Source organism: Haloferax denitrificans ATCC 35960, from assembly GCF_000337795.1.
GTDB classification, from domain to species: domain Archaea; phylum Halobacteriota; class Halobacteria; order Halobacteriales; family Haloferacaceae; genus Haloferax; species Haloferax denitrificans.
Map to the genome: position 1 here is coordinate 98,796 of NZ_AOLP01000009.1, position 14,828 is coordinate 113,623.

Consider the following 14,828-nt stretch of genomic DNA (forward strand, 5'->3'; position numbering starts at 1 on the left):
CGTGACGGCGGCAATTAAAAGGCGCGACGGGGGACGCGACCGAGTCGTCGCCGGATTCGCCGCCCGTGCGGTCCGGTCCGAACGCATTTTCACTCCGGCGCGCGAGGCCCCGGTATGAGCGTCCGCGACGAGTTCGACGCCTGGGCGGCCGACGGCCGCGACAAGGGCATGGAGGACCGACACTGGCACACCGCGAAGCACGCGCTCGCGCGGATGCCCGTCGAGGAAGGCGACACCGTCGTCGACCTCGGGACCGGAAGCGGCTACGCCCTCCGCGCGCTCCACGACACGAAGGGTATCGGCCGCGGCTTCGGTCTCGACGGCTCGCCCGAGATGGTCCAGAACGCCCGCGAGTACACCGACACCGACGACCTCTCGTTTCTCGTCGGCGACTTCGACGACCTCCCGTTCGAGGACGACAGCGTCGACCACGTCTGGTCGATGGAGGCGTTCTACTACGCCGCCGACCCGCACCACACCCTCGAAGAGGTCGCGCGTATCCTCAGACCGGGCGGCACGTTCTACTGCGCGGTGAACTACTACGAGGAGAACGTCCACTCCCACGAGTGGCAGGACCTCATCTCCATCGACATGACCCGCTGGTCCCACGCGGAGTACCGCGAGGCGTTCCGCGACGCCGGTCTCCACGTCGCCGAACAGGACTCCATCGCCGACCTCGACATCGACATCCCGGCGGCCGCCGAGTTCCCGACCGACGACTGGGAGAGCCGCGAGGCGATGGTCGAGCGCTACCGGACGTTCGGCACGCTCCTGACCGTCGGCGTCGCGCCCTGACTGACCGGCGCGGAAAAACGACCAAACGACCGCCCCGCGCTACTCGACGATGTGGGCCGCCGCCGGGTCGAATCCGACCTCCATCGTCGTCCCGACCTCGAACCCCGCGCCCGACTGTTCGCCGCCGTCGTCGACCGCCACGACGAGTTCCGTCCCGCCCCAGTCGAGTCGCACCCGCGTCGTCGCCCCCTGAAACTCGGTGTCGACGACGGTCCCGCGAATCCGGTTCGTCCCCGCGTCGGCCCGGAGCCGTTCGGGCCGGACGCAGAAGGTGAGTTCGTCGCCGGGTTCGGGACGCGCGGGCCGGTCGCCGTCTCTCCCGTCGTTTTTAGCGCGTTTGTCGGAGACCGCCCTCGCCCGCCCGAGGACGCGTCGCCCTTCGGCGAGCGTGAACACCGCGTCGCCGACGCCGACGCGAATCCCCCCCGTTTCCGGTCGAGACTCGACGACCGCGTCGAGGACGTTGTTCTCGCCGAGGAACTCCGCGACGAACCGCGTCCGCGGTCGGTGGTAGAGTTCGCGGGGGTCGCCGACCTGCTCGACGCGGCCGCGGTTGAGGACGGCCACCCGGTCGGAGACCGCGAGCGCCTCCGACTGGTCGTGGGTGACGTAGACGGTCGTCACGCCGAGTTCCGACTGGATGCGCTTTACCTGTCGGCGGAGGCGGTCGCGGAGGCGGGCGTCCAGCGCCGACATCGGCTCGTCGAGGAGGAGCAGGTCCGGGCCGGGAGCGAGCGCGCGGGCGAGCGCGACCCGCTGTTGTTGCCCGCCCGAAAGCGAGTCGGGGTCGCGGTCTTCGAACCCCGCGAGGTCGACGAGGTCAAGCAGTTCCGCGACGCGGTCGTCGCGGGTGCCGCCGCCCGGCGGGTCGGTAAACCGGAGGCCGTAGGCGACGTTCTCGCCGACGCTGAGATGCGGGAACAGCGCGTAGTTCTGGAACACGACGCCGACGCCGCGCGACTCGGGCGCGACGCCGGCCATCGACTCGCCGTCGAAGCGGACGGTCCCCTCGGTCGGGGCCTCGAACCCCGCGATACAGCGGAGCGTGGTCGTCTTCCCACAGCCAGAGGGGCCGACGAGCGTGAAGAACTCGCCGTCGTCGACCGACAGCGAGACGGAATCGAGCGCCGTCGCCGACCCGTAGCGTTTGGACACCGCGTCGAGTTCGAGTCTCACGGGTTCGCCTCCGAAGTCACGTGCTCCCCTCGCCGGCGGACGGGCATAATTCTCACTTCCCGTCTCTCTCCGGTTCCCACCGCCAGTCCCCTCACAGCTCGCCCCACCGGCCGCCGAAGCGGTCCACGACGAGGAAGCTGGCGGACGTGACGAGAAGCAGGAGACAGCCCATCGCCGTCGCGGGGCCGAGCCGCCGGCCGAGGAACCGCTCGACGGCGACGGGCATCGTGTAGCTCCCCGCCCCCTCCGCGAGGATGATGGTCGAGTCGAACTCGCCGATGCTGATGGCGACGGCGAACGCCGCGCCCGCGACGACGCCGGTCCAGACGAGGGGCAGTTCGATGTCCACGAGCGCGCGGGTTCTGGTCGCGCCGAGCGACCGCGCGGACTCCACGAGCCGGCCGTCGAGTCGGGCGAAAAGCGGCGCGACGTTCCGGGTGACGAAGGGGTACGCGCCGACGGCGTGGGCCGCGACGATGGCGAGCGCGCCGGTGACGCGGATTCGCGTCCCCAACACGTCGACGCCGAACACCAGCCCGCGGAGCAGGCCGAGGCCGACGACGATGCCCGAGACGGCGAAGGGGGCCATCGAGAGCACGTCGATGAGGCCGCGCCCGCGGTACCGGCGGGTCGTGAGGACGGCCATCGTCACGCCCATCGGGACGGCCACGACGAGCGTCCCCGCGGCGAAGACGAGCGAGTTCAGGATGGCCGGGAGGGGCTTGACCTGAAAGCTCGCGCCGGTCGCCTGCCGCTCGGCGAGGAAGGCGTAGTTGGCGAGGGTGAGGCCGCCGTCGCCGCCGGTGACGCTCGCCAGAATCATGCTGGCGATGGGGACGACGAACACCAGTCCGACGACGAGGGCGTAGCCGGCGATACCGACCGTCCGGAGCGTCGATTTCGGCGTCCAGTCGGCGGGGAGGACCGAGCGTCGGGGAAGCGGGTTCGCCGCGCCGCCGGCCGACCGCTGGCTCGCCTCGTATCGGAGGTAGACGGCGGTCAGCGTGATGGAGACGGCCGTCTCGACGACCGCGAGGCTGGCGGCCTCGGCGTACGCGAGGTCTCGCACCCGCGAGTAGACGAACACCTCGATGGTCGCCAGTTGGAAGCCGCCGAGCGCGAGGACGATGGGGAACGACGCGAAGGTGAAGATGAACGTCAGCGTCGCGCCGACGCCGATAGACGGCAGGAGTTGCGGGAGGACCACGTCGCGGAAGGCCCGCCGCGGGCTCGCGCCGAGCGAGCGGGCGGTCTCGACGGTTCGGGCGTCAACGCTCTCCCACGCCGCGGTGACGACGCGGGCAACGAGCGGGGCGTTGTAGAACGCGTGGGCGACGACGATGGCTTCGAGCGTGAACAGCAGTTCGACCGGCGGGAGGCCGACGAGCGAAAGCGCGCGGTTCAGCGTCCCGTTGCGGCCGAACGTCGCCACGAAGCCGATGGCGACCATGATGGAGGGCATGACGAACGGGAGGATGGTGAGAGAGCGGAGCGTCTCGCGGCCGCGGAACTCGAAGCGGGCGAACAGCCACGCGGCGGGGAGGCCGAGCGCGAGGCTGGCGAGCGTCGAGTAGAACGCCTGCTTCGCCGTGAACCAGATGATGTCGACGAGGTAGAACTCGCTCGTCAGCACCGCCGCGATGGGTTCGACAGTGAGTCGGCCGTCGGCGAGGACGGCGTCGGCGAAGACGGTGGCGACGGGGTAGTAAAACAGGACCAGAAGGACGACGGCGGTGAGCGCCGCGACGAGGGTGAGCAGTCGCTGTTCGAGGGCGCGGGCGGCCCGTCGAACCGAGGCCGAGGCGCGGCTCACCGGCTCACCTCACTTGCTGGCGAACTCGCGGGCCCACGCGTCGGTCCAGTCACTCAGGTTGTTCTGAAGCCGGTCGTAGGTGAACGTGACGGCTTCCGGCGGCTCTTGGGCGTACTGCGCGAACTCCTCGGGGAGTTCGGCGGTGGTCGTCGCCGGGAACTGGACGTTGCGGACGGCGATTTCGGCCTGCACCTCGGGGCGGAGCACGAAGTCCATGAACTCGGCGGCGAGGTCGGGGTTCGACGCGTCGGCGAAGGGGGCCATCCCCTCGGGGTTGGCGTAGCCCTCGTCGTTCAGGAAGCGAATCTGGTGTCTCGCCATGTCCTCGCCGGACTCGGCGGCGTACACCTGGTCGGTCGAGTACGAGACGACCATCGGGGCCTCCCCGTTCGAGTAGGCGTTGTAGGAGTCCTCCCAGTTGCCGAGGACGCGCACGTCGTTTTCCTTCAGGCTCGCCCAGTAGTCGAGGTAGCCGTCTTCGCCCTTGGCGTCGATGGTGTGGAGTAAGAACGCCTGCCCCGTCGCCGACGACGTGGGGTTCTGCGCGAGGAGCGCGCCCGCGTATTCGGACTCCAGCAGGCCGTCGAACGTCTCGGGGGCGACGAAGTCGCCGTCGCCGTAGGTCTCGTCGTAGACGAGCGAGATGTAGCCCGTGTCGTAGGGGACCGCGCGGCCCTGCGGGTCGAAGTTCAACTGCTCGTTCACGTCGCCGAGTCGGGACAGCCCCTCGGCGGGCGAAAACAGCGCGTCGTCGAGGTTCTCGTCGATGCGGACGAGCATCTGCGCGTCGAGGCCGACGTAGAGGTCCGCGCCGGACTCGACGCCGCGGAGCGCGCGCTCGATGTAGTAGTTCACGCCCGAGTCGGGCGTCTGCCACTCCAGCGCCGCGTCGAACTCGGATTCGAACGTCTCTTTCAGCCACGGGCCGGGGCTCGAACTCGGCGCGTCGACGAACGAGCCGTAGGTGCCGACGGTGAGCGTCGGCGACTCGCCGCCCGCGGTCGTTCCTTCGGTCGTCGTCGCGGTCGTCTCGGTCGCGTCGCCCGAGGCCTCGGTCGTCGCCTCGTCGCCGCCGGTCCCGGTACAGCCGGCGAGGAGCGCGGAGACGCCTCCCGCCCCCGCGGCCTTCAGGAAGCTACGTCGTCTCATTACTCGGTTGTTGTACTCTGTGGTACTTAACGGGAGTGATGTTCCCGGGGGTGGTACCCTGCCGAAACCGTCGGGTTCGAGGCTCGTCGCGGGAGAACGACTTTACCCTCTGCCGGAGTATCATCGGAGGTGACTGCTTCTCGTCCGTACGTCTTCGGCGGCGTGCTCGCCCTCTTCGCGCTCCTCGCGGCGGTCATGCTCGCGAACGTGCTGGCGACGGTGTTTTTCGCCATCACCGTCGCCTACCTGCTCGTCCCGCTCAGGCGAGGCCTCGAAGCGCGCGGGGCCTCCCGGTGGGTCGCCAGCCTCGCCGCCACCGTCGTCGCGGCGGTCGGCGTCGTCGTCGTGCTCGCGCCGCTCTTCGTCATCCTCTTTCTCCGGCTGAGCGACATCCTCGAACTCGCGGCGCTCCTCCCCGACGTGGTGACCGTCGAGTTCCTCGGGATGGTCGAGACGGTGACGCTGGACGACGTGGTCGCGGTCGGCCTCGGCCTGCTCCAGTCGGTCGGCCGCGCCGCCGCCACCGCCGCGCCCGTGGTGCTCATCAAGCTCACGCTGTTCGGCTTCCTCGTGTTCGCGCTCCTCCTCAGCGGCGACGCCGTCGGCCGAACGCTCCTCGCGCTGGTCCCGGCCGACTACCGGGACGCGGCGACGGCGCTCAACGAGCGGGCCCGCGAGACGCTGTTCGCCATCTACGTCCTGCAGGCGGCGACCGCCGTCGGCACGTTCGCCATCGGCCTCGTCGTCTTCTGGGCGCTCGGCTACGACTACGTCGTCACGCTCGCGACAGTCGCGGCCGTCCTCCAGTTTATCCCCATCGTCGGCCCGAGCGTCCTGCTCGCGGCGATGGCGGCCTACCACGTCGCCGTCGGCGACCTCGTCGCCGCCGCGCTCGTCGTCGCCGTCGGCGGCTTCGCGGTCGCGTGGCTCCCGGACATCCTGATTCGCCCGCGGCTCGCCAAGGAAACCGCCGACCTGCCGGGGAGCCTCTACTTCGTCGGCTTCGTCGGCGGCCTGCTCAGCCTCGGCCCGGTCGGCATCATCGCCGGCCCGCTAGTCGTCGCGCTCCTCGTCGAGTCCGTGGACCTGCTCGGCGCGGAGTTACGCGTCGATGGGGGTGGCGGCGTCGGTGGGGGCGGCGACGATGGCGGCAAGAGCGACGGAACCGCCGGGACCGCGGGCGGTGACGCCGCCGACTCGCTCCAGTCGTGACCCTGCTCGTCAGTCCTCGACGACCGCGCCGTCGCGGGCCTCCCACTCGGTGAGACTGCCCTCGTAGAACGCCACGTCGTCGTAGCCGAGATGCGAGAGCACGACGTAGGTGTGGCTGATGCGCCGGGCGGTGTTGCAGTAGAGGACGACCCGCCGGTCCGGGGTGACGCCCGCGGCCTCCAGAATCGAGTCGAGTTCGTCCCGCGGCTTCAGCCCGCGGGTCTCGTCGTCGACGAGCTCGCGCCAGTCGAGGTTGACCGCGCCGGGGAGGTGCCCCTCCTCGTACTCCGCGGGGTCGCGGGTGTCCACGATGACTGTCTCGGAGTCGTCGAGCGCGGCCTCGACCGCCTCGAAGTCCACGAGCGGCGTCTCGGCCGGCTCGGTTATCTCGTAGACCGTTCCCTCGACTTCGGTCGCCTCCGTCGTCGTCTCGCGCTCGCGGTTCCACGCGCTGAAGTCGCCGTCGAGGAGGTGGAGTTTGTCGGGGTCGTGCCCGTAGAGGAGCGCGGTCACGAGAAAGCGGGCCGCGAACACGCCGTGGGTGTCGTCGTAGGCGACCACGTCGTCGTCGGCCGCGACGCCCGCGCCCGACAGGAGGTCGGTCCACGCGTCGCGGCCGGGGAGCATCCCCACGTCGCCGTCGGCGCTCCGGAATCTGTCGAACGGTATCGAGACCGCGCTGGGGAGGTGCCCGATGCCGTCGAACTCCCAGCCGTCGCGCACGTCCACGACGCGCACGTCGCCGAGCCGGTCCGCGAGCCAATCCGAAGAGACCACGTCTACCATGACCCCATGTTTCCGGGCCGCGGATTTAGGTCCGCCCCTCCTCGCACCCCTCGCCACGTGTCCGGGGTAGCGGACGTTGTTGCTGGTTCCGTCGGATACCGGATTCAGACAGCGCGTGACGGCTGTTCTCCGAGTCGCTTTCGCCGTCTCCCCCGACATATGCAGGTCAATATTGCCGCATCACCCGAGGTCAGGCCGTACATGCCGTCGCTGTGAGAGTTATGGGCCTTCCTGTTGTACGGGGAAACGCGATGTCAAACTCCGATTACGCGAAGGACGTACTCGTCTCTGCGGACTGGGTGGAGAGCCACCTCGACGAGTTCCAGAGCGACGACGCGGCGTACCGACTCGTCGAAGTGGACGTGGACACCGAGGCGTACGACGAGAGTCACGCCCCCGGTGCCATCGGGTTCAACTGGGAGTCCCAACTGCAGGACCAGACGACCCGCGACGTGCTGACCAAGGAGGACTTCGAGGACCTCCTCGGCTCGCACGGCATCTCCGAGGACTCCACGGTCGTCCTCTACGGCGACAACTCCAACTGGTTCGCCGCCTACACCTACTGGCAGTTCAAGTACTACGGCCACGAGGACGTTCACCTCATGAACGGCGGCCGCGACTACTGGGTCGACAACGACTATCCGACGACCGACGAAGTCCCGTCCTTCCCGGAGCGAGACTACACCGCCAAGGGTCCCTTCGAGGACATCCGCGCGTACCGCGACGACGTCGAGAAGGCGGTCGACAAGGGCCTTCCCCTCGTCGACGTTCGCTCGCCCGAGGAGTTCTCCGGCGAGATTCTCGCGCCCCCGGGACTGCAGGAGACCGCCCAGCGCGGCGGCCACATCCCCGGCGCGAGCAACATCTCGTGGGCCGCGACCGTCAACGACGACGGCACGTTCAAGTCCGCCGACGAACTCCGCGACCTCTACGCGGACCAGGGCATCGAAGGCGACGAGTCCACCATCGCCTACTGCCGCATCGGCGAGCGCTCGTCCATCGCGTGGTTCGCCCTCCACGAACTCCTCGGCTACGAGAACGTCACCAACTACGACGGCTCGTGGACGGAGTGGGGCAACCTCGTCGGCGCGCCCGTCGAAAAGGGTAACTGAGACGCCTCGTTTCGGTTCGATTCGACCGACCGTACGGTTCTTTTTGCGGCTTACATCGGGAGGACGCTGATTCCGACAGCGACGATGACGCCCGCGCCGAGAAGCACCATCACGCAGTAGCCCATGATGTCGCGGACCGACAGGCCGCTGATGGAGAGAAGCGGGATGGCCCAGAAGGGTTGAATCATGTTGGTCCACGCGTCGCCCCACGAGGCGGCGACGGCGACTCGCGGGATGGACTCGCCGGACGCCTTCGCGGCCGTGACGAGCGTCTCGCCGATGACCGCCCACTCGCCACCGCCCGAGGGGACGAAGAAGTTCACGAGGCCGGCGGTGAAGAAGGCGAAAGCCGGGAGCGTCCCGTCGGGCGCGACGGCGACCATGCCCTGTGCGATCTGCGTGGCGAGGCTGACCGACCCCTCGGGTGCGTAGGCCATGATGCCCATGATGCCCGCGTAGAAGGGGAACTGGAGGATGATGCCCCAGACGTTCTCGACGGCCTCGACGATGGCCTCGATGTACGCCTTGGGCGTCCCGTGGAACAGCAGGCCGAGGAAGAGGAAGCCGAAGTTGACGATGTTCAGGTTGAGGTTGTTCCACGGCATCGTCCCGTTCTGGATTCCCTCGACGAAGTACAGCCCGACGGCGAACAGGCCGACGAGGCCGATTGCCACGCCGATGCCGAGCGAGTGCTCGATGCGCGTGGCGAGCGAGGCGTCCTCGGGGACGGACGTGGAGGCCCACCCACCTGTCGCCTGTTCGCCGCCGTCGGCCGCCGCCTCGAACTCCGCGGGGTCGATGGGCGTCTTCTTCGCGTCGTCGGTCGGGTACATGAGCGCGAACAGCGCCGGCAGGAAGAGGAAGCCGACCGCGACGACCAACGCGAGGTTGGCGACCGTGAAGATGGTCCCGCCGGTGCCGAACGTCGCGTCGAGGATGCCCGCTTCGATGAGGAAGTTATCCTCGGTGTTCAACAGGAGCGGAATCGACCCCGCGAGGCCGCCGTGCCAGACGACGAACCCGGAGTACGCGCCGGCGACGACGATGGGGAAGTCGATGCCGCGCATCTCGGTCGCTATCTTCCGGGCGAAAAGCGCCCCGACGACGAGGCCCAGCCCCCAGTGGACGAACGACGCCGCGGCGGCGACGACCGGCACCATCGCGGCCGCGCCGCGCTCCGTGTTCGGGACGCGCGCGAGTCGCGTCAGGAGCCAGTCCACGGGCTTCGTCTGCGCGAGCGCGTAGCCCGTCATCAGGATGAGCGTCATCTGCATCCCGAACGAAAGCAGGTTCCAGAATCCGCCGTACCAGCCGTCGAGAAGCAGGTTCCCGGCGTGTCCGACGACGCCGGTCCCCTCGCCCGGAGCGACCGATACCAGCGCCAGCACGAACGCCACGCCCGTCAGAATGATGGCGAACAGAAACGCGTCGGGGAGGTACTGTTCGACCAGTTTCGAACTGCGCTCCGCCGCCTGCCTGATAGCGTTTGTCATAGCCTGAGTTATTTCATGATAATACGATACATAATGTTTAATATTCGGACAGGTTCGGCTCGGTTGAATGTCACGTACCGGCCGGCGGTTGACTCGTCGTTCGTCTCCGCGGCCGTCGCAGACTCGCGCCGGACTCGCCGCCGCCGATGGGTACAAACCCGAGACGACCATACGGGGCCGTATGACCGAACTCCTCGACACCCTCCGCGACGACCACGAGACGCCGCTTTCCCGACTCGGCTCCTCGAAGGCGCTGTACGCCGTCACCGGCGGCGAGATGGACGGCGACGCGGTCCGCGCGGCCGCCGCCGCCGAGGCCGCCGCCGCCGCCGACCTGTTCGACTGGTGGGCCGACGACGAACCGAACGACGAGGCCGCCGCGCTCTTTTCGGACCTCGCCGACACCGCCCGCGACCACGCCGAGGCCGTCGGCGCGGAGCCGGACGGGTCGAAGCCGAACGTCTACGACGTGCTCGCCGAGTTCGAGACCACCGACGGTCGCCTCGGCGGCGCGCTCGCCCGCGCGCTCGTGTCGCTGAAGACCGTCGAGCAGATGGTCGGCTTCTTCGTCGGCGACGCGGACCCGATGGCCGCAAACGACTTCCGCACGCTCAAGTCCGACCTCAACGACCAACTCGACACGCTCGACGCCGCCGTCTCCGACCTCGTCGAAGACGACGCCGTCGCCCGCGAGGCCGCCGACGCGGTGGTCGAAGCCGCCTACGACGAGTACGTCGAGACGCTGGAAGGCATGGGCGTCAAGCCGAAGAACGTCTGCTAACTCGCGTTTTCACACTCGGGGTCGCGGGGCGACCCACTCGGCGCGAAATCCGTCTTCGCTCACCGAGTGCCGACAGTGGCGAATGGCGGGCTAACGGGTGAGTTCCAGTAGAAACGAAGGGGTTTGTCAGCCGGTCGTCAGACGCCGGGGACGCCCTTGCGGTATTCGAGGACCTCGCTTCGGGCCTCGCGGACCGTCTCGGCGACGTCGCCGTCGAGTGCTTCGGCGAGGTCGTGGAGGACCGTCATGTGACGGGCGAGTCGCCCGTGGTCCGGTCCCTGCTCGCGCGTCGCCAGCTTCGCCAGCTGGTCGGACTGTTCGTAGAGTCGCTCCTGTACGTCGCCGTCGGTCGCCTCGGCGGCCTCCTTGAGCAGGTTGCTCGCGCGTTCGAGTTCGGCTCGGGTCATACCGGATTGTTCGACAGCCCGCCCCAAAACCGTTCCTCCGGCGACAAGCACCGCCTCGCTCAAGTACGCCGCGACCCAAGGACGGGCAATGAGCGAGTCCGGTCCCCTGTCCGCCGACAGACCCGACGCAGACCGCGAATTCCGCGTCGACGCCCCCTTCGACCCCGCGGGCGACCAGCCCGAGGCAATCGAGGCGCTGGCCCGCGGCTTCCGCGAGGGCGCCGACGTACAGACCCTGCTCGGTGTCACCGGCTCCGGCAAGACCAACACCGTCTCGTGGGTGGTCGAGGAGATTCAGAAGCCGACGCTCGTCCTCGCGCACAACAAGACGCTCGCCGCCCAGCTGTACGAGGAGTTCAAGGGGCTGTTCCCCGACAACGCGGTCGAATATTTCGTATCGTACTATGACTATTATCAACCCGAAGCTTACATCGAACAAACCGACACCTACATCGACAAGGACATGTCGATAAACGAGGAAATCGACCGGCTCCGCCACTCCGCGACCCGGTCGCTTCTCACCCGCGACGACGTCATCGTCGTCGCCTCGGTGTCGGCCATCTACGGCCTCGGCGACCCGAAGAACTACACCGACCTGTCCCTGCGGCTGGAGGTCGGCCAGCAGATGGACCGCGACGAACTGCTCGGCGCGCTCGTCGACCTCAACTACGAGCGCAACGACGTGGACTTCCGGCAGGGCACGTTCCGCGTCCGCGGCGACACCGTCGAGGTGTTCCCGATGTACGGCCGCTACGCCGTCCGCATCGAGTTCTGGGGCGACGAAATCGACCGGATGCTGAAGCTCGACCCGCTTGCGGGCGAGGTCAAATCGTCGGAGCCGGCCGTGCTCGTCCACCCGGCGGAGCACTACTCCATCCCCGAAGCACAGCTCGAAGGAGCCATCTCCGAAATCGAGGAGCTGATGGAACAGCGGGTGAAGCACTTCCAGCGACAGGGCGACCTCGTGGCCGCCCAGCGCATCGAAGAGCGAACCACCTTCGACATCGAGATGCTCCGCGAGACGGGCCACTGCTCGGGCATCGAGAACTACTCGGTCCACCTCTCGGACCGCGAACCCGGCGACGCGCCCTACACGCTCCTCGACTACTTCCCCGACGACTTTCTCACCGTCATCGACGAGTCGCACGTCACGCTCCCGCAGATTAAGGGCCAGTACGCCGGCGACAAGTCCCGAAAAGACTCGCTCGTCGAAAACGGCTTCCGCCTGCCGACGGCCTACGACAACCGCCCGCTCACCTTCGAGGAGTTCGAAGAGACCGTCGGACAGGCGCTTTTCGTCTCGGCGACGCCCGGCGACTACGAGCGCGAGCACTCCGACCAAATCGTCGAGCAAATCGTCCGCCCGACCCACCTCGTGGACCCGAAAGTCGAGGTGACGGAGGCGACCGGGCAGGTCGACGACCTGATGGCCCGCATCGACGAGCGCATCGACCGCGACGAGCGCGTGCTCGTCACGACGCTCACGAAGCGGATGGCCGAGGACCTCACCGAGTACCTCGAAGAGGCCGGCGTCGACGTGGCCTACATGCACGACGAGACCGACACGCTCGAACGCCACGAACTCATCCGGTCGCTCCGCCTCGGCGACATCGACGTGCTCGTCGGCATCAACCTCCTCCGGGAGGGCCTCGACATCCCCGAAGTTTCGCTCGTCGCCATCCTCGACGCCGACCAGCAGGGCTTCCTACGCTCCGAGACCACGCTCGTCCAGACGATGGGCCGCGCCGCCCGCAACGTCAACGGCGAGGTCGTGCTCTACGCCGACGAGATGACAGATGCGATGGAGGCCGCTATCTCCGAGACCCAGCGTCGCCGCCGCATCCAACAGGCGTTCAACGAGGAACACGGCCACACGCCGACGACCATCGAAAAGGAGGTCGGCGAGACGAACCTGCCGGGGAGCAAGACCGACACCCGCGGCGTCTCCGGCGACGAACCCGCCGACGCCGACGAGGCGGCAGAACAGATAGCCTTCCTCGAAGACCGGATGCAGGAGGCCGCCGACAACCTCGAATTCGAACTCGCCGCCGACATCCGCGACCGCATCCAGAACCTCCGCCGCGAGTTCGACGTGGACGCGCTCGAAGACGGCGTCGCGCCCGAGTACCCCGACGAACGCGACGGCGAGGGCGACGACGGCCTGACGCCGCCGGACGAGTTCTGACCGTGGTGTCGTCGACGACTCCGACCCTGACGTTCGCGGCCGGCGGCCTCCTCCGCCGCGACGACGGCCGGCTCTGTCTCGTCCACCGGCCGCGCTACGACGACTGGTCGCTCCCGAAGGGGAAACTCGAACCCGGCGAGACGCTGGTCGAGACCGCGGTCAGAGAGGTCCGCGAGGAGACGCGTTGTAACGTCGACTGCGACCGGTTCGCCGGGCGCTACGAGTACCGCGTCCCCGACGGCGCGGGGACGCCGGGCGGGCCGAAAGGCGTGTTCGTCTGGCACATGCGCGTCGCCGACGAGCGCCCGTTCGAACCGGACGGCGAGGTGGACGCGCGCCAGTGGGTCACCCCGGCCGAAGCCCGCCAGCGGCTCACCTACGAGACCGAACGGGCGCTGGTCGGACGGGCGTTCGAACTCAACGAGTGAACGCAGATTTTGGATAGAAACACATGTTACTGGTTTTTCGACGCGCGTCGGTGTGTGGACCGTACCCAAAATGCCGGGGAGACACCAAGACTTATTAGCCCGTCCTCGCTATGCCCGTTCCACCGTGATCCGCACCTCGGCGGACGAGCCTGCAACCCACACCGTTCACCACGCCTTCCCCAACGGAGGCATTACCTGAATGGTCCGCGGATTCGAGCACTCCGTGCTCGACAGTTCGGGCGACCACCGCACGCCGGTCCACCCGGCGTGCGACGCGGTCGCATCCTCGGGAGACGGTGAACACGCGCGGGTCGGTGCCGCTGATGACTCGGCAAACGGGCTGTTTTCGACGCGTCACTCCACGCGAGTGCACGCGAACGCTACTGCGAACTGACAACAACGAGAACCATGAGCTCTCAGTCTCTCAGTCACGTTCAGAAGTCGTTCCTGAAGTACCAACACATCCTCGTGTTCATCGCTCCCCTGCTGTTCCTCGTCTCGGTGTTCACCATGGCACCGACGCCGTCGGGTGCAGGCATGGAGTACTGGCTCCAGTACTGGTGGCTGTTCCCGGTGTTCCTCACCGGCGCGACCATCGTGAACACGGTCGGCATCAGCGGGTCGGCGCTCTTCGTCCCGTTCTTAATCTTCATCTTCCCCATCTTCGCGCACCCGCTGGACTCGTCGACGCTGGTGAAGGTGGGCCTCATCAGCGAGGCGTTCGGCCTCTCCAGTTCGGCCGTCGCCTTCATCCAGTACGGGCTCGTCGACCGTCGACTGGCGCTGACGCTCGTCGGCGGGTCGATTCCGTTCGTCGTCGGCGGCGCACTGCTGTCGTTCGTCATCCCCGACGTGGTGTTCCACGCACTGCTCGGCATCGCACTGCTCGCCGCGTCGTACCTGCTTTTCACCGCCGACCTCGGTCACGAGGACCACGGCTCGTCGGATTCCGACCACGCCGCGGCCACCGACGGCGGCGTCTCCGCGAGCCTCCCCAACGACCCCGGTAAGCTCGGTCCCGCGGGCGTCAACACGGCCGACGACGGGACCGTCACCCGCGTCGACCGCGACGGCGACGACTACACCTACACCCGCGGTGGCTACCTGCGCCGCTTCGCCAACTACAGCGTCGGCGGGATGTTCCAGGGCCTCGCCGGCTTCGGTATCGGCGAACTCGGCATCATCTCGATGCTCGGCACGAAAGTTCCCGTCCGCGTCGCCATCGGCACGAACCACATCGTCGTCGCGCTGACCGCCATCCTGGCGTCGCTCGTCCACGTCTTCGGCGGCGGCCTCGTCGGCGGCCACTCGCTGAGCCTCGCGACGACGCCGTGGAACATGGTCGTGTTCACCGTCCCCGCGACGGTGCTCGGCGGCCAAATCGCTCCCTACGTGTCGAACGCGCTGGAGACCAGCGTCATCAAGAACTTCGTCGGCGTCCTCTTCGCCGTCATCTCGGTCGCGCTGTTCCTTATGGCGCTGGGTATCTAA

At 68.1% G+C, this 14,828-nt stretch carries 13 protein-coding genes; 7 read left to right on the top strand and 6 right to left on the bottom strand.

The genetic code is table 11. The features are described 5' to 3' along the window. Positions 1 to 114: 114 nt before the first annotated feature. Positions 115 to 795, top strand: a complete 681-nt coding sequence (locus tag C438_RS07565) for a class I SAM-dependent methyltransferase (RefSeq protein WP_004968757.1) — start codon at positions 115 to 117, stop codon at positions 793 to 795. A gap of 39 nt (positions 796 to 834) precedes the next feature. On the opposite strand, the gene C438_RS07570 is transcribed toward C438_RS07565, so the two are convergent. The 3 genes from C438_RS07570 to C438_RS07580 form a co-directional block, all read right to left on the bottom strand. After that, positions 835 to 1,971, bottom strand: a complete 1,137-nt coding sequence (locus C438_RS07570; protein WP_004968758.1) for an ABC transporter ATP-binding protein — start codon at positions 1,969 to 1,971, stop codon at positions 835 to 837. 91 nt (positions 1,972 to 2,062) lie between these two features. Next, a complete protein-coding gene (locus tag C438_RS07575; RefSeq protein WP_004968759.1) occupies positions 2,063 to 3,784 on the bottom strand; it encodes an ABC transporter permease in 1,722 nt (573 codons plus the stop codon). A 9-nt stretch (positions 3,785 to 3,793) separates the two neighbouring features. Then, on the bottom strand, positions 3,794 to 4,933 hold the full coding sequence (locus tag C438_RS07580; protein ID WP_004968760.1) for a thiamine ABC transporter substrate-binding protein: 1,140 nt from the start codon (positions 4,931 to 4,933) through the stop codon (positions 3,794 to 3,796). 129 nt (positions 4,934 to 5,062) lie between these two features. Between C438_RS07580 and C438_RS07585 the strand changes: the two genes are divergently transcribed. Next, positions 5,063 to 6,145 (top strand): AI-2E family transporter, encoded by a 1,083-nt coding sequence (locus tag C438_RS07585; protein ID WP_049917866.1) that lies wholly within the window; start codon positions 5,063 to 5,065, stop codon positions 6,143 to 6,145. 9 nt (positions 6,146 to 6,154) lie between these two features. Here C438_RS07585 and C438_RS07590 read toward each other — a convergent pair whose 3' ends face one another. Further along, on the bottom strand, positions 6,155 to 6,931 hold the full coding sequence (locus C438_RS07590; protein ID WP_004968762.1) for a sulfurtransferase: 777 nt from the start codon (positions 6,929 to 6,931) through the stop codon (positions 6,155 to 6,157). Positions 6,932 to 7,182: 251 nt separating this feature from the next. Here C438_RS07590 and C438_RS07595 point away from each other — a divergent pair, with 251 nt between their 5' ends. Continuing rightward, positions 7,183 to 8,043 carry a sulfurtransferase gene (locus tag C438_RS07595; RefSeq protein WP_004968763.1) on the top strand — a complete coding sequence of 287 codons (861 nt, stop codon included), beginning with the start codon at positions 7,183 to 7,185 and terminating at the stop codon, positions 8,041 to 8,043. 50 nt (positions 8,044 to 8,093) lie between these two features. On the opposite strand, the gene C438_RS07600 is transcribed toward C438_RS07595, so the two are convergent. Next, entirely contained in the window at positions 8,094 to 9,536 is a 1,443-nt protein-coding gene (locus C438_RS07600) for a short-chain fatty acid transporter (RefSeq protein ID WP_004968764.1), read from the bottom strand. Between the two features lie 181 nt (positions 9,537 to 9,717). Here C438_RS07600 and C438_RS07605 point away from each other — a divergent pair, with 181 nt between their 5' ends. Next, the gene (locus tag C438_RS07605) at positions 9,718 to 10,317 is read left to right on the top strand and encodes a hypothetical protein (protein WP_004968765.1); all 600 of its coding nucleotides are present in this window, start codon (positions 9,718 to 9,720) and stop codon (positions 10,315 to 10,317) included. Positions 10,318 to 10,454: 137 nt separating this feature from the next. On the opposite strand, the gene C438_RS07610 is transcribed toward C438_RS07605, so the two are convergent. Next, entirely contained in the window at positions 10,455 to 10,724 is a 270-nt protein-coding gene (locus C438_RS07610) for a DUF7553 family protein (protein WP_004968766.1), read from the bottom strand. Positions 10,725 to 10,812: 88 nt separating this feature from the next. Here C438_RS07610 and uvrB point away from each other — a divergent pair, with 88 nt between their 5' ends. From uvrB to C438_RS07625, 3 genes are all read left to right on the top strand, one after another. Further along, positions 10,813 to 12,909 carry an excinuclease ABC subunit UvrB gene (gene uvrB / locus C438_RS07615; protein ID WP_004968767.1) on the top strand — a complete coding sequence of 699 codons (2,097 nt, stop codon included), beginning with the start codon at positions 10,813 to 10,815 and terminating at the stop codon, positions 12,907 to 12,909. Positions 12,910 to 12,914: 5 nt separating this feature from the next. Further along, the gene (locus tag C438_RS07620) at positions 12,915 to 13,337 is read left to right on the top strand and encodes an NUDIX hydrolase (RefSeq protein ID WP_004968768.1); all 423 of its coding nucleotides are present in this window, start codon (positions 12,915 to 12,917) and stop codon (positions 13,335 to 13,337) included. A gap of 408 nt (positions 13,338 to 13,745) precedes the next feature. After that, positions 13,746 to 14,828 carry a sulfite exporter TauE/SafE family protein gene (locus C438_RS07625; RefSeq protein ID WP_004968770.1) on the top strand — a complete coding sequence of 361 codons (1,083 nt, stop codon included), beginning with the start codon at positions 13,746 to 13,748 and terminating at the stop codon, positions 14,826 to 14,828.